Origin of the sequence: Proteus sp. G2669, assembly GCF_009915245.1 — a bacterium.
Taxonomy (GTDB): domain Bacteria; phylum Pseudomonadota; class Gammaproteobacteria; order Enterobacterales; family Enterobacteriaceae; genus Proteus.
Genome location: NZ_JAABLX010000010.1, coordinates 66,995 through 87,363 on the forward strand (window position 1 = coordinate 66,995; position 20,369 = coordinate 87,363).

Annotated in this window: 20 protein-coding genes; 16 read left to right on the top strand and 4 right to left on the bottom strand. The window is 37.5% G+C overall.

Going from position 1 to position 20,369, the window contains the following annotated elements:
- The first annotated feature begins 635 nt into the window (after positions 1 to 635).
- From GWI68_RS01890 to accC, 4 genes are all read left to right on the top strand, one after another.
- The gene (locus GWI68_RS01890; protein WP_166539209.1) at positions 636 to 1,610 is read left to right on the top strand and encodes an MDR family oxidoreductase; all 975 of its coding nucleotides are present in this window, start codon (positions 636 to 638) and stop codon (positions 1,608 to 1,610) included.
- 430 nt (positions 1,611 to 2,040) lie between these two features.
- Positions 2,041 to 2,484 (top strand): type II 3-dehydroquinate dehydratase, encoded by a 444-nt coding sequence (gene aroQ, locus GWI68_RS01895; protein WP_072069788.1) that lies wholly within the window; start codon positions 2,041 to 2,043, stop codon positions 2,482 to 2,484.
- 34 nt (positions 2,485 to 2,518) lie between these two features.
- Complete coding sequence (gene accB, locus GWI68_RS01900) at positions 2,519 to 2,989, top strand: acetyl-CoA carboxylase biotin carboxyl carrier protein (protein ID WP_072069789.1); 471 nt, start codon at positions 2,519 to 2,521, stop codon at positions 2,987 to 2,989.
- 12 nt (positions 2,990 to 3,001) lie between these two features.
- The gene (gene accC / locus GWI68_RS01905) at positions 3,002 to 4,351 is read left to right on the top strand and encodes an acetyl-CoA carboxylase biotin carboxylase subunit (RefSeq protein WP_166539210.1); all 1,350 of its coding nucleotides are present in this window, start codon (positions 3,002 to 3,004) and stop codon (positions 4,349 to 4,351) included.
- Positions 4,352 to 4,423: 72 nt separating this feature from the next.
- On the opposite strand, the gene GWI68_RS01910 is transcribed toward accC, so the two are convergent.
- Positions 4,424 to 4,882 (bottom strand): Lrp/AsnC family transcriptional regulator, encoded by a 459-nt coding sequence (locus GWI68_RS01910; protein WP_072069791.1) that lies wholly within the window; start codon positions 4,880 to 4,882, stop codon positions 4,424 to 4,426.
- A gap of 259 nt (positions 4,883 to 5,141) precedes the next feature.
- Here GWI68_RS01910 and GWI68_RS01915 point away from each other — a divergent pair, with 259 nt between their 5' ends.
- The 9 genes from GWI68_RS01915 (at position 5,142) to GWI68_RS01955 (ending at position 13,785) form a co-directional block, all read left to right on the top strand.
- Positions 5,142 to 6,449, top strand: a complete 1,308-nt coding sequence (locus tag GWI68_RS01915) for an aromatic amino acid transport family protein (RefSeq protein ID WP_166539211.1) — start codon at positions 5,142 to 5,144, stop codon at positions 6,447 to 6,449.
- A 27-nt stretch (positions 6,450 to 6,476) separates the two neighbouring features.
- Positions 6,477 to 7,679, top strand: coding sequence for a PatB family C-S lyase (locus GWI68_RS01920; protein WP_166539212.1), 1,203 nt, complete (start codon positions 6,477 to 6,479; stop codon positions 7,677 to 7,679).
- A 332-nt stretch (positions 7,680 to 8,011) separates the two neighbouring features.
- Complete coding sequence (locus tag GWI68_RS01925) at positions 8,012 to 8,260, top strand: YhdT family protein (RefSeq protein ID WP_109409245.1); 249 nt, start codon at positions 8,012 to 8,014, stop codon at positions 8,258 to 8,260.
- Positions 8,250 to 9,695: a sodium/pantothenate symporter gene (panF, locus tag GWI68_RS01930; RefSeq protein WP_166539231.1), complete on the top strand. Its 1,446-nt coding sequence runs from the start codon at positions 8,250 to 8,252 to the stop codon at positions 9,693 to 9,695. Before GWI68_RS01925 ends, panF begins: the two co-directional genes overlap by 11 nt.
- 23 nt (positions 9,696 to 9,718) lie before the next feature.
- Positions 9,719 to 10,600: a 50S ribosomal protein L11 methyltransferase gene (gene prmA, locus GWI68_RS01935; RefSeq protein WP_166539213.1), complete on the top strand. Its 882-nt coding sequence runs from the start codon at positions 9,719 to 9,721 to the stop codon at positions 10,598 to 10,600.
- Between the two features lie 321 nt (positions 10,601 to 10,921).
- The gene (dusB, locus tag GWI68_RS01940) at positions 10,922 to 11,893 is read left to right on the top strand and encodes a tRNA dihydrouridine synthase DusB (RefSeq protein WP_036938696.1); all 972 of its coding nucleotides are present in this window, start codon (positions 10,922 to 10,924) and stop codon (positions 11,891 to 11,893) included.
- A gap of 20 nt (positions 11,894 to 11,913) precedes the next feature.
- Entirely contained in the window at positions 11,914 to 12,210 is a 297-nt protein-coding gene (fis, locus tag GWI68_RS01945) for a DNA-binding transcriptional regulator Fis (RefSeq protein WP_004245342.1), read from the top strand.
- Positions 12,211 to 12,398: 188 nt separating this feature from the next.
- The gene (locus GWI68_RS01950) at positions 12,399 to 13,031 is read left to right on the top strand and encodes a hypothetical protein (protein ID WP_166539214.1); all 633 of its coding nucleotides are present in this window, start codon (positions 12,399 to 12,401) and stop codon (positions 13,029 to 13,031) included.
- A 1-nt stretch (position 13,032) separates the two neighbouring features.
- Positions 13,033 to 13,785: a DUF3307 domain-containing protein gene (locus GWI68_RS01955; protein ID WP_166539215.1), complete on the top strand. Its 753-nt coding sequence runs from the start codon at positions 13,033 to 13,035 to the stop codon at positions 13,783 to 13,785.
- Between the two features lie 4 nt (positions 13,786 to 13,789).
- Here the strand turns inward: GWI68_RS01955 and GWI68_RS01960 are convergent, their stop codons facing one another.
- Positions 13,790 to 14,317 carry an SMI1/KNR4 family protein gene (locus GWI68_RS01960; RefSeq protein ID WP_166539216.1) on the bottom strand — a complete coding sequence of 176 codons (528 nt, stop codon included), beginning with the start codon at positions 14,315 to 14,317 and terminating at the stop codon, positions 13,790 to 13,792.
- Positions 14,318 to 14,454: 137 nt separating this feature from the next.
- Here GWI68_RS01960 and GWI68_RS01965 point away from each other — a divergent pair, with 137 nt between their 5' ends.
- The 3 genes from GWI68_RS01965 (at position 14,455) to GWI68_RS01975 (ending at position 18,233) form a co-directional block, all read left to right on the top strand.
- A complete protein-coding gene (locus tag GWI68_RS01965; protein WP_166539217.1) occupies positions 14,455 to 15,213 on the top strand; it encodes a hypothetical protein in 759 nt (252 codons plus the stop codon).
- A gap of 343 nt (positions 15,214 to 15,556) precedes the next feature.
- On the top strand, positions 15,557 to 16,795 hold the full coding sequence (locus tag GWI68_RS01970; protein ID WP_109409239.1) for a hypothetical protein: 1,239 nt from the start codon (positions 15,557 to 15,559) through the stop codon (positions 16,793 to 16,795).
- Positions 16,796 to 17,042: 247 nt separating this feature from the next.
- Entirely contained in the window at positions 17,043 to 18,233 is a 1,191-nt protein-coding gene (locus tag GWI68_RS01975; RefSeq protein WP_166539218.1) for a cyanate transporter, read from the top strand.
- 95 nt (positions 18,234 to 18,328) lie between these two features.
- Here GWI68_RS01975 and GWI68_RS01980 read toward each other — a convergent pair whose 3' ends face one another.
- Both GWI68_RS01980 and GWI68_RS01985 read right to left on the bottom strand, forming a co-directional pair.
- Complete coding sequence (locus GWI68_RS01980) at positions 18,329 to 19,276, bottom strand: carbamate kinase family protein (RefSeq protein ID WP_166539219.1); 948 nt, start codon at positions 19,274 to 19,276, stop codon at positions 18,329 to 18,331.
- Between the two features lie 323 nt (positions 19,277 to 19,599).
- Positions 19,600 to 20,334 carry a glycerophosphodiester phosphodiesterase family protein gene (locus GWI68_RS01985; protein ID WP_166539220.1) on the bottom strand — a complete coding sequence of 245 codons (735 nt, stop codon included), beginning with the start codon at positions 20,332 to 20,334 and terminating at the stop codon, positions 19,600 to 19,602.
- Between the last annotated feature and the right edge of the window lie 35 nt (positions 20,335 to 20,369).

Consider the following 20,369-nt stretch of genomic DNA (forward strand, 5'->3'; position numbering starts at 1 on the left):
CACAATAAGCAGCGACAAGGCGCGATTCACTACTTAGATTAAAGTGGACACGTAAATAATCATAAAGGCACAATATTCTACGTTACTTTTCCCAATTGGAGCAGAAAAAAACTGCATAAAAATGGGCTAATTAGAACGATTAACGCATAATTTCAATCCTACGCTGTTCATATTTAACTTATGTAACAATACAAACAACGCTTCTATCAATAAAGAAAAATCTGACTTCGTTGCCAAACTGTGACTCAAAAGCATCACTGCAAGTTCAAATAAAATTTATTCATTTGAATAAGCACAATTACTCTATTGATATTAAATAGTGTTTCACCGACAAAACTTGACTGAAAAAATAATAAAAGTATCCACCTCGAATACTTCATAAACAACGCATTATCTTTATTTCGAACCACAAAGGGAAATGCTTATTTTTATCCCATCATCAAACATTAACGGTGTTATCTAATAACCAAGATATAAAACTCAGAATAATCTCTGTACCAATAAACGTAGAACCCCCGTTTATACACTAAAAAAGGATTATTTGTCTCATTATTACAATAGATATTGTGCACAATCACGACGAGATCTAAAAAATCACTTATCATGAAACAAATAGAAATCGATAAGGGGTCAAGATGAAAGCATTATTAGTTGAACAGCACGACGATAAACTCAATGCCAATGTGCAAGATATCGATGAAAAAATATTGCCTATTCATGAAGTTATTGTCGACATTCATTACTCTACACTGAATTATAAAGATGGGTTAGCGATCACTGGAAAAGGAAAAATACTACGCCAACTTCCAATGGTTCCAGGGATCGACTTTTCAGGTGTCGTTCATCACAGTGAAGATCCTCGTTTTCATATTGGTCAACATGTTTTATTAACGGGTTGGGGCGTAGGGGAAAATCATTGGGGTGGCCTTGCTCAAAAAGCAGGTGTAAAAGGTGATTGGCTCACTGCTGTACCTGAAGGACTATCTTTAAAAAATGCCATGATAATTGGTACAGCAGGCTTTACGGCTATGCTTTGTGTTATGGCATTAGAACAAGGTGGCGTAACGCCTAAAAGTGGTGATATTTTAGTTACAGGCGCCAGTGGAGGTGTGGGAAGTACTGCCATTAGTTTGCTAACAGCTTTAGGCTACCAAGTTACTGCATTAAGTGGCAGAGCCAGCAACCATGACTATTTACGCAAACTTGGCGCCCAAAATATTATCACTCGCGAAGAGTTTGAATCTGCGGGCAGAGCTTTAGATAAACAACGCTGGGCGGGTGCAATTGATACTGTAGGTGGACAAATTCTTTCTAATATTTTGTCGCAAACAAACTATAACGGAACAGTCGCAGCTTGTGGGTTGGCGGGTAGCTTTTCTTTACCAACGACCGTGATGCCTTTTATTTTACGAAATGTTCGATTACAAGGTGTCGATTCTGTTTATTTTCCAGCGGAAAAACGCGCCCAAGTTTGGCAACGTTTACTAAAATTACTGCCAGAAACATTCTATCAACAAGCAATGACAGAAATTACGCTTGATGAAGTTCCACGTTATGCTCAAATGATTATGGATAATCAAGTGACTGGTAGAACGTTAGTAAAACTCTAATTTGTCGGTTTTACCTGCTTATTTCTGGCATTAATTCACTTCATTTAGTGCCAGAATGAGCATCTTTTTATATAAATAGGTGATAAAACTGTGACGCAGATCACACTTTTAATATATATTAACGATTCATCTCAAAGAAGTTCAGATTTCTAGTGACATCAATAAATAACGTGATGTTATGATTATTTTTTCATCGCCGGTTTATTTTGCTTTCTTACGTTTACAATCTTGTAAAAACGTTTAACTTTTCATCAAAATACCCCCTTCCTTCCCTGATTAGACCAGTATTTTGCTGTTATCTTCTGTGAAATGTCTATAATGTCGGACTTTGTGATATGTATCGTAACATTGGATACAATAAAAGATGACAAAACGAAAAGCACAGGTTATTTTGTCATTTCGTTGACGAATTGACGGAGATAGAAGCATAATGTCGGAAAATTTTCATATTTTGCTCCTGAATGGTCCGAATCTAAACCTGCTTGGAACAAGAGAGCCGGAAACCTACGGACACTTAACTCTGGATGATATCGTTCAAAGTTTGTCAGCAGATGCTCAGGCATTAAATGTGAAACTTAGCCATTTTCAGTCTAATGCTGAATTTGAGCTGATAAATAAAATTCATGCGGCGCGGGGAAATACCGATTACATATTAATCAACCCTGCAGCTTTCACGCATACCAGTGTTGCACTGCGTGATGCATTATTAGGGGTGAATATTCCATTTATTGAAATTCACCTATCCAATGTCTACAGTCGGGAGCCTTTCCGTCACCACTCATATCTCTCTGATATCGCAACAGGCGTAATCTGTGGATTAGGTGCAGAAGGTTATCGATTTGCTTTACAGGCAGCGGTCAGCCGTTTGTCTTAATAAAAAACATCAAAAAAGAGTACGGAATCAACTCATGGATATTCGTAAAATTAAAAAACTGATCGAGCTAGTCGAAGAGTCTGGCATTTCTGAACTAGAAATTTCTGAAGGTGAAGAGTCAGTACGTATCAGTCGTAATACTGGTCTTCAGGGTCAAATGGCTCCTCAGCAATATTTTGCGGCACCAGCGGCACCTCAACCTGCGTTAGCAAATGCTGTTGCGCCAGTAGCACCAGAAACTCCAGCAGCGACTCCAACGCAAGAAATCAGTGGTCACGTTGTTCGTTCACCAATGGTCGGAACGTTCTATCGCTCACCAAGCCCTGAAGCTAAGAAATTTGTTGAAGTCGGTCAGCAAGTCAATGTCGGCGATACTCTGTGCATCGTTGAAGCAATGAAAATGATGAATCAGATTGAATCTGATAAAGCGGGTGTTGTTAAAACTATCCTTTGCCAAGATGGCGACAATGTTGAGTTTGACGCTCCACTCTTTGTTATCGAATAACGAGGCAGGTCCATGCTAGAAAAAATCCTCATTGCCAACCGTGGTGAGATAGCACTGCGTATCCTAAGAGCATGTAAAGAGCTTGGGATCAAAGCAGTCGCCGTTCACTCCACAGCAGACCGTGATTTAAAACACGTTCTGCTGGCAGACGAGACTATCTGTATTGGTCCCGCTGCTTCAGCAAAAAGTTACCTAAATATCCCTGCAATCATTGCAGCGGCTGAGATCAGTGGCGCACAAGCCATTCATCCAGGATACGGTTTCCTGTCTGAAAATGCTGATTTTGCAGAGCAAGTTGAACGCTCTGGCTTTATTTTTATCGGCCCAAAAGCTGAAACCATCCGCCTAATGGGTGACAAGGTTTCAGCCATTGAAGCGATGAAAAAAGCAGGTGTTCCATGTGTACCAGGATCAGACGGTCCTTTAGGTAACGACACTGCAAAAAATATTGAAATTGCTAAACGTATTGGCTACCCAGTTATCATCAAAGCTTCTGGCGGCGGTGGTGGACGCGGTATGCGAGTTGTCCGTTCTGAAAAAGATCTGGAACAATCAATTATAATGACGCGTGCGGAAGCAAAAGCGGCATTTAGCAACGACATGGTATATATGGAAAAATACCTTGAAAACCCACGCCATATTGAAATTCAAGTCATGGCTGATGGTCAAGGTAATGCTATCTATTTGGCTGAACGCGATTGCTCAATGCAACGTCGTCACCAAAAAGTAGTTGAAGAAGCACCAGCACCGGGTATTACCCCTGAAATCCGTAAAAATATCGGCGAACGCTGTGCGAACGCATGTATTGAAATCGGTTATCGTGGTGCGGGCACTTTCGAATTCCTGTATGAAAATGGTGAATTCTACTTTATTGAGATGAACACGCGTATTCAGGTGGAACATCCAGTAACAGAAATGATCACTGGCATCGACTTAATTAAAGAACAGTTACGCATTGCATCTGGCTTACCTTTATCAGTAACGCAAGATCAAGTTAATGTTCATGGTCATGCAATTGAATGTCGTATCAACGCAGAAGATCCAAAAACGTTCATGCCAAGCCCGGGAACTATTACTCGTTTCCACTCACCAGGTGGATTTGGCGTACGTTGGGAATCGCATATTTACGCAGGTTATACTGTTCCACCTCACTATGATTCAATGATTGGTAAATTGATCACTTACGGTGAAACACGCGAAATCGCGATCTCTCGCATGAAGAATGCGTTGGCAGAACTTATCATTGACGGTATCAAAACCAATGTTGAGTTACACCAGTTCATTATGAATGATGAGCAATTCCAAAAAGGTGGTACCAACATTCACTACCTTGAAAAACGTTTAGGTTTAGCTGAGAAGTAATTTTTTCACTTAACCAGAAAAGGCATAGTTTAATCACTATGCCTTTTTTATTGCTGATTTTCTGATAAGCATCTATTTAATAGGAAACCCTTTAAAGGGTTTTATTTCTCGAATGCTAAAACTGGTGTTCATTTCTTTGATATTGCCAATTGCTCGTACTTTCATCATGGAAACGTTATGAAAATCTTCCATGTCTTTAACGACCAATTGCAACATATAGTCATATCGACCTGAAATATTATGGCAAGAAATCACATTATCAATCTTCATTATCTCTTGTTCAAAGTGCGCCATATTATCTTCAGAATGCAAATCTAACGTAATATTCATAAAGGCATAAAAATTAAACCCTAAGTGCTTAGGATCTATGATGGCGCGATAATTCTTGATCACTCCTTTTTCTAATGCCTTTAATCGTTTCCAACAAGCGGGCGGAGACAAAAACACACGTTTAGCTATTTCAGCATTATTCAGTCGTCCTTCTTCTTGTAACAGCTTCAGGATCCCCATATCCGTTTTGTCAAGATCCATTCTATTCGCACCTCTGTGACATTAATCAAAATAACATTTTTATCAAAGATAATTAATTTATAACTCAATTTTAGCGAATTTTATTAATAAATAAGTTCGTCTAGCTTCCAATATGGAGAAATAATTAATCACACTAATTGCTAAAATTATTCTTGAAGTATCGTTATTCAGCTAATACAAAATGATTAGAAATCATGTTCCAAAAATAAACTTAACAAAACAAATACTATAAATTTTACTTTCACATGGGATCACATGTATGACCTTATTAGAACAAAAAGTTGATAGGGCCTCTCTCTCAAAAGAAGAATGGAAAAAATTAACACGATTCGATAATACTGATATGGGATGGATTATTATCAGTATTGGGATGGCAATTGGTGCTGGTATTGTGTTCTTACCTGTGCAAGTTGGCTTAATTGGATTATGGGTGTTTTTACTCTCTTCTATTATTGGCTACCCTGCCATGTATCTCTTTCAACGCTTATTTATTAATACCCTTGCCGATTCTAAAGAATGTAAAGACTATCCAAGTGTTATCGAAGGTTATCTTGGTAAAAACTGGGGAATGTTTTTAGGATTACTTTACTTCTTAATGTTAGTGATTTGGATTTTTGCTTATCCAACAGCACTGACTAATGATACAGCATCTTACCTACACACCTTTGGCGTAACAGAAGGATTACTATCAGAAAACCCTTTTTATGGCTTAATTCTTATCTCTTTTCTCGTCTTAATTGCATCACGAAGTGAAGAGTTATTATTTAAAATCTCAAGCTTTATGGTGTTATCTAAATTACTCGTTGTATTTGCACTGGGTGTCATGATGATAAGCATGTGGGATCTGTCGAAAAATATCGATACCTTCCCGCCTTTTAGCCTATTAATTAAAAACGCCATTATTACGCTACCTTTCACACTGACTTCTATTCTCTTTATTCAATCTCTTAGCCCGATGGTTATTTCTTATCGAGCTAAAAATAAATCAATTGAAGTCGCTCGTTACAAAGCCTTAAGAGCCATGAATATCTCTTTCGGTACACTATTTTGTGTTGTCTTCTTCTATGCTGTTTCTTTTACCTTTGCTATCGGCCATGACGAAGCAGTTAAAGCCTATGAGCAGAATATTTCGGCCTTAGCAATTGCAGCACAATTTATTGAAGGTGATGCGGCTAAATATGTCACTCCTGTTGGTGTTGCACTCAACATATTTGCTTTAATGACTGCATTCTTTGGCGTTTATCTAGGCTTTAAAGAAGCAGTGCAAGGCTTAGTCATGAATGCTCTTACTCGTATTATTCCCGCAGAAAAAATTAATCAGAAAATCCTCACATTATGTATTGTAATTTTTACTGTAATTATTGCATGGGGTGCAATTGTTCTTAATTTGCCAGTATTAATGTTCACTTCAATCTGCAGCCCTATTTTCGGGATTGTAGGTTGTCTTATTCCTGCTTATTTAGTTTACAAAGTACCTTCATTGCATCGTTATAAAGGTGGATCACTGTATTTGATTATCTTTACGGGCATTCTGCTTTGTATTTCCCCTTTCTTAAAATTTATTTAATTAAATTAGACGTATTAAAGGTTTACCATGAAATATAACTTTGATGAAATTATAGATAGAAAAGATACTGATGCTTTAAATTATGATGGTTGGCGCCAATATATTTTTAAGGCAGATAAAGATGCACAATTCGCCTTTGCTGATAATGAGTTTATTAGAATGTGGGTTGCGGATATGGATTTTTCTACTCCGCCTGAAGTTCTTGAGGCCATTAAAGCACGCCTAGATAGAAAGATATTAGGTTATACCAAAGTATATGATGATGAGTATTACCAAATATTTAAAGATTGGTGCCAAAGACATTACGATTGGGAAATTGATCCGCATGAAATTGTATTATCTCCAGGTATCATTCCTGCATTAAACCGCCTAGTACCTTTATTAATAAAAGAAGATGAAAGTATCCTTATTCAAACACCTTCTTATACACCATTTAAACAAGCGGGAGACTATAATTCTCGCCAAGTGATCTACTCTGATTTATTAGAAAAAGACGGTGAATACTCTATTGATTTTGCAGATATGGAACGCAAAATTAAGGATAAATCACTTAATATTAAGCTCTTTATTTTATGTAATCCTCAAAATCCAACAGGTAAAGTGTGGACTGAAGAAGAGCTCATTAAGATGGGAAAACTCTGTGTTGAAAATGATATTTGGATGATATCAGATGAAATACATTGTGATTTATTGCGTAATGGAGTGTCACACACACCTATTGCTAAACTCTTCCCTCATTATGAGAAAATTGTTACCTGTATGGCACCAAGCAAGACATTTAATCTTGCAGGTAATCTGATGTCTCATATCTTTATTAAAAATGAAGAAGTAAAAAAAGAATGGCTTCGCCTTTATGATGACTTTATTTCGCCATTAAGTTTAGTTGCAACAAAAGCTGCTTATTCTCAATGTGATGAATGGTTAAAAGCTCTAAGAAACTATCTCGATGATAACTTTAAATTAGTACAAGAATTTACTCAGGCCCATTTTCCAAAAGCAAACTTTAAAATACCTGATTCGACCTATTTAGCATGGATTAATTTGACTGAATATTTACCTGAAAATGTCGATAACCAACAACTTTCACTCTATTTTGCCAATAAAACAGGCATTTTATTAGAAGGTGGAAATATGTTTGTAAGTAATGGTGATAACTATATTCGTATTAATCTTGCTTGCCCTCGCACCATTATCAAAGAAGGCCTAGAAAGAATAAAAAATGCCCTTTAATTTTTAATTAATGAGATGAGTAAAACAAAGAAGAGCACCACATTTGATCAATCTATTTCAATGTCTGCTCTTCTTTTTTCCTATTTCAATTATCTTAAACATTCTATTTATGGTGATTATTTCAACACTTCATTTCTCAATTAATATAAAAAATCATCTCTATTTTTATTGCCCCATTAAATAGAGACTCAACAACAATCCTTTTAAAACAGTAAGATAGTCAGTTTCTAATATTCCCTCATGACTTTGTGATTAATTTTCACTGAATCAACACGCACTTTCCCGTACAATCCTCCCATTCATTTTTAACCCTATTAAGATTGGGAGAACAGATGGACAAACGTTTTGTTCAGGCCCACAAAGAAGCCCTTTGGGCCCTAATTTTAACTTTTATTTATTTGTTGGGTTGGTTAATTACCGCCTATTTACCTGATAACACACTAGGCATTACTGGTTTACCTATTTGGTTTGAGCTTTCATGCTTATTCTTACCTGTTTTGTTTTTTCTATTGTGCTATCTGATGGTGCGCTACTTTTTCAAAGATATGCCGTTAGGAGATGAGCATGACGATGCAAACTGAGGTCATAGTGCCACTGATTGGCTACCTTCTGTTGGTCTTTCTGCTGTCGGCTTATGCTTATCGTAAGCGTGAAAAAGGCGAGTTTCTTAACGAATATTTTCTGGGTAATCGCTCCATGGGGGGCTTCGTGTTAGCTATGACTATCACTGCCACTTATGTTAGTGCGAGCTCCTTTATCGGTGGGCCGGGTGCTGCCTATAAATATGGTATTGGCTGGGTATTGCTTTCGATGATCCAACTTCCCGCAATTTGGCTATCCCTTGGAGTATTAGGAAAAAAATTCGCCATTTTAGCGCGTCGTTATAATGCCGTTACCTTAAACGACATGCTATATGCGCGTTACAAAAGTCGTTTTCTCGTTTGGTTTTCCAGTTTAAGTCTATTAGTCGCTTTTGTCGGCGCCATGACAGTGCAATTTATCGGCGGCGCACGTCTATTAGAAACCGCAGCCGGCATCCCTTATGAGTTTGGCTTACTTATCTTTGGGATCTCGATTGCACTGTACACCGCAATTGGTGGATTTAGGGCTAGCGTATTAAACGATGCATTACAAGGCCTTGTAATGCTACTCGGTACTTTTATCCTACTGGTTGCCATTATCTATAAAGCGGGTGGTTTAGATATTGCGATACAAAAACTCAATACCATCGATCCGGCATTAACCTCACCTCAAGGTGCGGATGGCATTCTAACGGGGCCTTTTATGGCTTCATTCTGGGTACTGGTCTGCTTTGGTGTAATAGGCTTGCCACATACTGCAGTACGTTGTATCTCTTACAAAGACAGTAAAGCCATGCATAAAGGGATTATTATTGGCACTATTGTGATGTCATTATTAATGTTTGGAATGCACTTTGCTGGCGCATTAGGTCGGGCCATCATTCCTGATCTGACTGTCCCTGATCAGGTTATCCCAACGTTAATGGTTGAAGTATTACCACCTATTGCAGCAGGTATTTTCCTTGCAGCACCTATGGCTGCCATTATGTCTACGATTAATGCGCAACTGTTACAATCTTCAGCAACGTTAGTCAAAGATCTCTATCTCAATATCGCTCCTCATGCGATCACTAATGAGAAACGTATCTCTCGTTTATCGAGCCTTTCGACCTTGATTTTAGGTGTGCTACTGCTGTTTGCTGCATGGAACCCTCCATCAATGATTATTTGGCTTAATTTACTCGCTTTTGGTGGCCTACAAGCTGTTTTCTTATGGCCTCTAGTTCTTGGCCTTTATTGGGAAAAAGCGAACCGTTATGGCGCTATTGCAGGCATGATCACAGGCGCCACACTTTATGCCACTCTTGCGACATTTAATATCCAAATAGCCGGATTCCACCCTATTGTTCCTTCACTGTTATTGAGCTTAGTGGCATTTCTTGTTGCTAATCGATTTGGAGAGCATACTCTGCCACAATCAACATCATTACAGTGAATTCGTTTTTAAAGAGATTAATTATGCCTTGGATACAATTAAGACTTAATGCAACTGCTGCCAATGCCGAAGCTATTGGTGATGAGTTAGTTGAAAGCGGTGCCGTTTCAGTGACTTTCCAAGATAGTCACGATACCCCTATATTTGAACCTTTACCGGGTGAAACTCGCCTGTGGGGTGATACTGACGTTATCGGTTTATATGATGCAGAAACTGACATGAAAATCGTTGTGGCAATGTTAGAAAATACGCCATTACTCGGTCAAGGCTTCCTGCACAAAATTGAACAACTCGAAGATAAAGATTGGGAACGTGAATGGATGGATAACTTCCACCCAATGCGCTTTGGTGAGCGTTTATGGATTTGCCCAAGTTGGCGTGAAGTGCCTGATCCTAATGCCGTCAACGTCATGCTAGACCCAGGTCTTGCATTTGGTACGGGTACCCATCCTACTACCTCATTATGTCTTCAGTGGCTTGATGGTTTAGATTTAGAAGGTAAAACGGTTATCGACTTTGGTTGTGGTTCTGGGATTTTAGCAATTGCGGCCTTAAAATTAGGCGCAGCTAAAGCAATTGGTATTGATATCGACCCACAAGCCATCCAAGCAAGCCGTGATAATGCACAACGTAATGGCGTATCTGACGCACTTACACTGTATCTTGCAAAAGACCAGCCTGATAACCTCAGTGCTGATGTTGTTGTGGCAAATATTTTAGCTGGACCATTACGTGAACTTGCACCTGTTATCAGTACACTGCCTCGTCAGGGTGGGCATCTAGGTCTTTCTGGTGTATTAGCGACACAAGCAGAAGGTGTCGCTGCCGCCTATGAAGGATTATTTAACTTAGATCCTGTTGCAGAGAAAGAAGAGTGGTGTCGTATTACCGGTGTGAAAAAATAACATAGAACAAATATTAACCAAAATGAGATAATCTCATTGCGTTAAAATTTCACTTAATTATTGTTTATCAGGCATTAATCACATTTTTGCCTGATAAACTCTACTTAGTTCCACTTGTTTATCAATTCTACATCATCAAATTTTAATTTTTTAAAAACACATAACATTATGTTTTTATTGATTAAATAATCAATTCATAAAAAATCAAGTGTAAAAAAGTAACTTTTTTTCGCAATTTGGTTAAACTTTGTCCTTTCATATCTGGCAAAAAATGCGTAATATACGCGCCCTTGCAGTCACAGTTTGGCCCTCTTTTCATCTATGCGAATCGGACAGTATCAGTTAAAAAATTGCCTTATCGCGGCTCCCATGGCTGGCGTTACAGACCGACCTTTTCGGTCGCTTTGCTATGATATGGGTGCGGGTATGACAGTTTCTGAAATGCTTTCTTCCAATCCTCAGGTTTGGCAGACAGACAAGTCTCGGTTACGAATGGTACATAGTGATGAATTGGGGATCCGCTCCGTACAAATTGCAGGAAGTGATCCCGTTGATATGGCGGCTGCTGCGAAAATAAACGCAGATAGTGGCGCTCAAATTATCGACATTAACATGGGTTGCCCTGCAAAAAAGGTGAATAAAAAGCTAGCGGGTTCAGCACTACTTCGTCATCCCGACCTTGTCGCAGAGATCCTCTCTGCTGTGGTTAACGCGGTAGACGTACCTGTTACTCTCAAGATCCGTACTGGCTGGTCACCTGATGAACGTAACTGTGTAGAGATTGCCAAATTGGCTGAACGTTGTGGTATTCAGGCTCTCACTATTCATGGGCGTACACGCGAGTGTTTGTTCAAAGGGGAAGCCGAATACGACAGCATTCGGACAGTTAAGCAGAATGTTTCTATTCCCATTATTGCGAATGGAGACATAACAGACCCGCTAAAAGCCAGAGCAGTATTAGACTACACTGGAGCCGATGCTTTGATGATCGGTCGCGCTGCTCAGGGAAGACCCTGGATCTTTCGGGAAATCCAGCACTATCTGGACACAGGTGAACTGTTGCCCCCTCTACCGATTGTAGAGGTGCAACAAATAATGCAAAAGCATGTGCGTGAGTTGCACGACTTTTACGGTCAAGGCAAAGGAACTCGCATTGCACGCAAGCATGTCTCTTGGTATCTCAAGGAACATGCCCCTGATGACCAGTTTCGGCGCTCCTTCAACGCCATAGAGGATGCCAGCGAACAGCTGGAGGCGTTGGAAGCATATTTCGAAAATTTTTTGCGTAAATAAATAAAAGAGCTGACAGAACTATGTTCGAACAACGCGTAAATTCAGACGTACTAACAGTTGCCACCGTAAATTCACAAGATCAGGTGACCCAAAAACCTTTACGTGACTCAGTTAAACAAGCACTGAAGAACTATTTTGCTCAATTAAACGGTCAAGATGTTAATGACTTATATGAGCTAGTATTGGCTGAAGTTGAACAGCCATTGTTGGACATGGTAATGCAGTACACCCGTGGCAACCAAACGCGTGCAGCACAAATGATGGGCATTAACCGCGGCACACTGCGTAAGAAACTGAAAAAATACGGCATGAACTGATCCTAGTCAGTTAGGTCTATTTTTATAAAAAGCCTTTTCTGGTTTTCCAGAAAAGGCTTTTTTGTTGCTTATTTTTCATACTTTCTCTATAAAAGTTAATGAGCATGTTACCAAATATAGTAACATAGCAACATGTTACCAAATATGGTAACATGATGCTCATCCTATAAAACCATAAGAGCCAAAAGATGAATAAAGACATCGTAAGTGTCATTACAGGCGATATTATCGATTCTAAAAATATCTCCATCCCAAACTATGACCTTATGCTCTACACTTTGGAGCAGACAGTTCAATTACTCTCAGAACAGTTACCAATTAAATATGATCGATACCGCGGTGATTCTTTCCAGATTGTTTGCTTACAAGCAGGGGATGCTATCAAAGTCGCTATTGTCATCCAATTAGCACTAAAAACGTCAAATCTAGAAATCAGTGCTCGTCAAAGTATTGGCATTGGCAAAATTGACTCATTGCGTAATGATGTAAGAACCTCAATTGGTGAGGCCTTTATTTTATCTGGCGAAGGACTCGATAAAATGAAAGGTGAAATTTTGACAATATCGGCATCTAGCTCAGATTTTCAACAAAATATTACCTTAGTCACTAAGTATTTAAATATACAACTCAAAGAAATTACTCGAGCACAAGCGCAAGTTTTACTTAAATACATGGTCAATAAAGATAAATCTCACTATGCTATCGCTGATGAATTAAAAAAATCGAGAAGTAATATTACTAGATTATTAAATGCTAGCCACTACCAGTTAATAGATGAATATATTCAATACCTTAATTATTTAATTAACAAGGTTTATTGATATGTATAATTTCGCGCTTCTTATTTCTCTCTATATTGCTCATATTGCTTTTGATTTTTATTTACAACCTAAAGCATGGATAGAAGCGCGAAATACTCTACATTACAAATCTAAAAAACTTTACCTACACTCGCTACTGCAAGGAGGAATAACCTTTATTATTCTAGTTTTAATAACGGAGATAAGTTTTGGTTCTATTTTTATTTACAGTGTAACTGTATTAATAACACACTATCTTTTTGATCTTGGAAAATCCTATACTGATAACTCTTTAAGATGGTTTATTACTGATCAAGCTCTTCATTTATTCGTAATTACCTTTTTATGGATAATATTGATTGATCAAAATACTCAGATATTCCATGATCTTAGTTTTAAAAACATTAACTATAAATATTTGATTGTTATTCTTGCCTACATCATTATTTTAAAGCCGATTTCCATCCTTATTTATATGTTACTCAAAAAATGGACACCTGTCGCAGAGGAAGGCTCAACGCTCGTTTCTGCTGGTCAATCTATTGGTTATTTGGAAAGAATGCTTATTTTAACTTTCATTCTTTTAAACCAATTTGCAGCAATTGGTTTTTTACTAGCAGCCAAATCTATATTTAGATTTGGTGAGTTACAAAATGACCAAGATAAAAAACTAACAGAATATGTTATGTTGGGTACACTTATTAGCTTTAGCATCTCCATCCTTACTGGGCTTGCCACAACACACCTGGTAACTCAATTACCCATAGGCAAATAACCCATCAACTGTCTGAAATAAACGTTATATTCTCTGATGGAAACCCTGCCGGAAATGACTGGCAACATATTCGTTTTGATAGAACCCCTTCTAAAAACCCTGACAGATTTTCTGCAATAAATTCCACCTCAGAGGCTCTGGATGGAATAATGGCTATTGTCCATAAACAGCTATCATTAGATGAAACAACCCAAAAAAGTGTGTCACCATTGTCTGTCTCGCCAATAGGTAACAGCCCATTATTTTTAGGGTACAGATGAAAAGTATAATAATCAGGATCAGACTGTATTAACGAATCAAAATCCTTAAGAACTGCCTCTTTTTGCTGAAAGAAATTAAGATAGTCATCCTCACTAAATGGATTAAACAACGTAATAAAATTGGCTATTTGTCCTGATCCATATTGTGAAACAAATTCAATATAGTCTTGAGGAAAGGTGTATTGATTATCAATAAGTGGCCACTCCTTACCTTCACCTCGATTTATCGGACATAAAGGTATTGGTAACCACTGATTTAACGCAGTTAACATTCTATCCTCACTAATTTGATATCCATTTTATCGCTCAATTTATGGTATTTTATCTTTACCCTCTTTTTATCATAACTCAGTCCATTTTTATCACTTTAGCTACGTGATAAAAATGTGACACGAATAAGACCATAATAATGACAACACCTTCACATACCATTACTTTCATTGATAGTGCTTATCCTAAACCTCATGCAATCAAAGAATTTGCCTGGTCTGGACGATTAGATAAACATGGGCAACTTTGGTTTGATCTTCACCTTAGAAGTGCTGATTATTATTTAAGTGAGGGTGAGGATTATTGTGCAGATATAGATGATGATGAGTCAGAGGATGAACAAGAATATACCAGTCTTGCACACTGGCAAGATCAAATCGTTTGGGATAATTATCACTGCTGTACTCTCTCTTCCACTTATTGGTCTGACGATCAAGGTATTTTACTCAGCACAGGAAATACACCGTTCGATTTTGATAGCTTTATTCATCATCAATTTAATGTTGATATTGTTCCTCAAATTAATAGTGATACCGATGAGGATGAAGAAAGAGCAGAAGTCCCAGCTTTTAGTCTTTATTTATTAGGTCATGATGAGTGTACAAATCATCGAATTACCTTTCAACGCCAGAAAAATAATACTTTTCATATTGACTGGACAGGTAAAATTGCACTGACTTATGCGGGCTTCGATGAATTTATTCATCAGTTTATTGCAAAATTAGAAAATATTTCTTTTGATGGTTTTTATTTTCCTAAATCTTGGGATTTAGATAAAGCAACGATTGAGTTTAAAAAAGTGCTTGCTCATTTTGAACACTATGAATTCACATTAATTAACCCTAAAAGCCAAATCAAACAATGGAAATTGAGTTATATAGGTGGATCTAAACCGTAAAATTACCTATTTCTAATACTAGTATCAATATTCTATTTAGATAAACATTCCTTTACTAAAAGTTAATGTTTATCTTTATCAGTGAGTTATAAACAATATTATTTTTTATAAGATATAACAATAATAATCATTAACATAAAGTCGTATCTCACATTTTATCTCAACGACACTATTAAGAAACATTTTTCACCCACACTTCCTAAATAACAAAAATTATATTTTGTTTATATTAAATATTTATTATTTAAATCATGGTTTACAAAATGCGTAATTAAACTGTATCTATTAAAAGTCAATATCATGTATTATCTTCGCCATTATTGTTCTCCCTTTAGGTACTATGATGTCTAGCAATTCAGAAATTGACTATTCCAATAATGAATCAAAAAATATCTGTTTTTATATCATGCTATTAATAGGGGCACCTAGTTTTATCGTGCCGGAGTTATCCTTTTTTACTTTACCTATTATTATGTTTTCATCTGTTGCCTATTTTATCTATTTCCTTATTTCTGAAGGTCATGCATCAGAGATAGTTTGGGGGATACTAAAAGGCTTTTTGATCATTATTGTTGCCAGCATTATTCCTTTTATTGGGCCTATTATCCTGATTGGCTGGATAATTTATAATATTGCCAAGGCCGTGGACAGTATAAAAAGTCTTTTTCCTGAAGCCATTTTTAGTATCATTCTCTATGCTTGCTTGGCTTATCCCTTAATTGATTTATTAGCCAGTCGTTATGAAATTAATTATATTCCTCGTATCATTGCTGGTCTTATTTATGTTGTTGTCGCATTTAACTACAATAATCGATTAAAAAAACAAGCCTCATCGACCAAAGATCAACTCTTTAAACTTTCATTAATGTGGATCTCTGCCCCTCTTATCGCCATCTTAATTATTACCATTGTTTCAGCAGTACGTTCAGCCTTTAGAACAGTGATCAGTACAACCACTTCTCCTATTCGAGTGACACAAAACGTCTCAGGTTATGTGCGTGGTGACACAATTGTCAGCAATTACACTCGTGAAGTTTCCAGAACAATTACCACTACCACAACTTCAATATTGCCAGGAGCTGGTGCAGTGACCGCTTCTGTTGCGGGAAACCTTACGCCTAAACAGCAAGATAATACCTCAAAAACATCATCCGAAGTCACCTATATGTCTCTGGCTAAAGTGACTGAATATCAAACAAATAAAGACCAACATTTTTATCATCATAGCGACTTAGATAATAAAAAAATAATACACTTCTATCAAAAAGCGATGAATGTATTGGGTGAACCGTTATTCAATAAAAACGATATTCGCTATTATTTTGATGAAACGGTATTTGGTAAAGGTGATCATGGTGTTGTCTTAACAGAAGATGGCGTTTACTGCGTTCTGAGTAAATTATATGACTCTTTTTATCTTCCTTACGATGATATTGAGAATGTGATTGTCAAAGGAAAAATATCTAAAGAGATTGTTATTACTGATAAAAATAGTGAAATCTATACCATTACATTGACGCAATCGAACAAAGGTGCAGAAAAAATAGCACAACTTATTCGTGAATTTAGCTGTCTTTCATAACATAGCTATTCTCTCGTTTTTTTATTAAGGCAATAAACATCTTTAAATCTGTTTATTGCCTTATTTTATGATGAGCCTTTTTATCCATCATTAATGACCTTCTTGATATCCCTTACTGACACTCCTAACAATGCGCGTACCCCACATTAAAACGCTGTAAATAAAATTTAAATTACCAATATAGGCATTTGTTTATACAAATATTGTCTATACAATAGACAATATTTATGTTTATCAGGGAATTACAATGACTGCCTTACCACGAAAAAAAACATGGCAGATTGTCCTTACTATTATTTTAGTTGGGATAAACTTACGCCCCTTCTTAACTGGCCCAGGCCCTGTTATTGACAATATTATTGCTTCAACAGGAATGAGTTATAGCCAAGTCTCATTACTCACGCTATTACCCATGCTTTTAATGGGAATAGGTGCATTAATCGTTCCTTTTTTACAATCTTATATCCAAGTACGTAAAGGGCTGTTAGTGGCGATGTTGATGCTACTTATAGGCTCATTTTCTCGTGCTTATGTTTCTGATGGTCATCAACTATTACTGACAGCACTCTTTTGTGGTTTAAGTGTCGCTTATATTCAAGCGGTATTTCCTGGTATTATTAAAGGATGGTTTGGAAATAGAACACCTATTATGATGGGGTTATATTCCGCCATGTTAATGGGGGGAGGCGCACTAGGTGCTCAACTTTCCCCTATTCTCACCGCCCCCGATGGCCATTGGCAAAGTGCTTTGGCATGGTTTGCGCTTCCTGCTGGTTTTGCATTTGTTGCTATTCTTTTTTCTATTAAAAATAGCGCCACCTCTGCCAATAAAATATCACTAAATACCTTAATCTGGCGTCCTAGAACAGGGTTACTTATCTTAGGGTTTGGTTGTGTTAATGCAGGATATGCTTCAGTGGTGACATGGCTAGCACCTTTCTATCAATCGCTAGGAATGCCAGGCGCCCAAAGTGGCTCTCTAGTCGCTATCCTTTCCCTTTTTCAAGCATCAGCAGCATTAATTATTCCATTTTTAGCGGCTAAAAATCACGATCGGCGTTTTTGGCTGATGCTGACATTAATAAGCCAATTTATCGGATTTGGCGCAATAATGACGATCCCCATGAGTGCGCCTTATCTTTGGAGTATTTTCTTAGGCTGTGGCTTAGGAGGATGTTTTTCCATGATGATGATTGTCGCTCTCGATCATATTCCTGATCCTGCACAAGCTGGTGCACTATCAGCATTAATGCAAGGTGGCGGTTTTATTATTGCCGCATTTGGACCATTGGTTGCTGTACTATTGCGCCAACCTGATGGAAGCTTTACTTATGCATGGGCGTTTCATGCCATTTTAGTGATTATTACGATAGGATTATTTTCACGATTAAACCCACGCCATTACGCAAAAGCCTATCCCGCCAATCACTCTATTTAATCATTTATAAAAAATACACAGATAAAATAAGCGCCTTACTTTTAACAGATAAGGCGCTTATTAAAGAGATAATCAAATATTACTTATGGAGATGATTAAGCAACAATATGTGTTCCTGTTTCACCTTTTAAAGCAGAAACCAATTTTTCTGGCGTTGTGATAATCACTCTTTTTCCACCAGCAGCTAAAAATGACAAACTCGCTTCAATTTTAGGAAGCATACTGCCCGGAGGGAAATGCCCTTCATGCATATATTGAGTCATTTCTTCAACCGACGTTTCACCTAATGCTTTTTGTTCTGGTTTACCGAAATGAATACAGACTTTTTCAACACCTGTTGTGATGATAAGAATATCTGCATGTAATTCTTTTGCGAGCAATGTTGATGACAGATCTTTATCAATCACGGCATCAACACTTTGGTAATTTCCTTGCTCATTTTTAATGACCGGAATACCACCGCCCCCTACAGCAATCACAACATAGCCACATTCTGACAATGATTTAATTGCATTAGATTCAATCACATGCTGTGGAATAGGAGAAGCAACAACACGACGATAACCACGACCAGAATCTTCAACAAAATGCCATTGAGGGTTTTCTTGTTGTAATTGCATCATCTCTTGTTCAGAGAAAAATGCACCAATAGGTTTTGTCGGAGAAACAAAATTAGGATCGTTTTTATCTACTTCAACTTGTGTGATAAGGGTGATCGCTTGTTTATTTTGTTGAACACGAAGCTTATTAGTTAACGCTTGTTGTATTAAATAACCAATACCCCCTTGTGTATCAGCAACACAATTGGCTAATGGTGTTAATGGTAAACCTTCTTGTACATGTGCAACTTCCGCACGGCGTAAATCAAGTCCGACTTGTGGACCATTACCATGAGTAAGAACAATATTATACCCTTCAGCCACCATATCACTAATATGGGCTGCAACCTCTTGTACTGCTTGTTCTTGATGAGCGATAGACTGGCTAGCATTGTCTTTAATAATACTATTGCCTCCAATGGCAACAACAACGAGTTCTTTCATGTTTCACTCTCAATGATATTATTGGCAATTAAAGTAGAAATAATTCACCTCTACTCTCAGAGGTTGGGTTAATAAGGTCACCATATCGCTAACCACTTCCCCCATTTTTATTTTTTAATGAGATAAACATTATCGTATTGAACAATATCTATTCATTAATTGCGCAGGATAATAACAGAGAATGTAAATAAAACACCTATTACTCAATATTTCTCTTATTTAATTTCAGTAAATAGAATAAGGAAGAGAGGAGATGAAAGGCGTCATCAAACAGATCAATAACGCCTTATTCAGTACAAATAAGCGGGATAGTTAGTACTTTTTCATTTTGCTACATCATAAATATCTTGTTGATAAACATCAGGCATATCGGTAATTAGCATATCAACCCCCCATTGCTCAAAGTCTTTCACTTCTTCAGGATCATTCGGGGTATAACAATAAATTTCATAGCCGGCTTGTTTTAACAATTGCGCCTGTGCTTGCGTAAGGTATTTGTAATTACAATGCACACTAAAACCATCAATCGCTTTTAATGTTTCTAGCGCATTATCGGGGATCTCATCCCATAACTGGCCTCTACGAATAAAAGGTAGGTATCGTTTCATAACGATAAGTGCATGCGTATCAAAAGAAGAAAATAGAATTTGCTCATTCGGAATATCTGCACTTTTTATCATGTCAGAAACCGCTAAACATAAACGCTCAACATCATCGTCGGGCCAAGTTTTCAGCTCAATATTAAGCTTTGTTCCGGAACGCTTAATTAACTGTAGTCCTTGTCTTAAAGAAGGAATTTTCTCACCTTGATAAAGTGAACTAAACCAACTTCCTGCATCAAGGCGATGTAAATCATCTAAGGTATGAAAACGCACCGCACCTTGCCCATTCGTGCAACGATTAACTGTTTTATCATGAATAAGCACAGGAACATGATCCACGGTTAATTGCACGTCCGTTTCAATCCATTCGCACCCGAAATCAATCGCCATTTTAAATGCAGCCAGTGTATTTTCAGGGGCTTTTCCAGAAAAACCTCGGTGAGCAGCTATCTTCATTTATCTCTCCTTTTCATTTGTGCCGACATCATGAC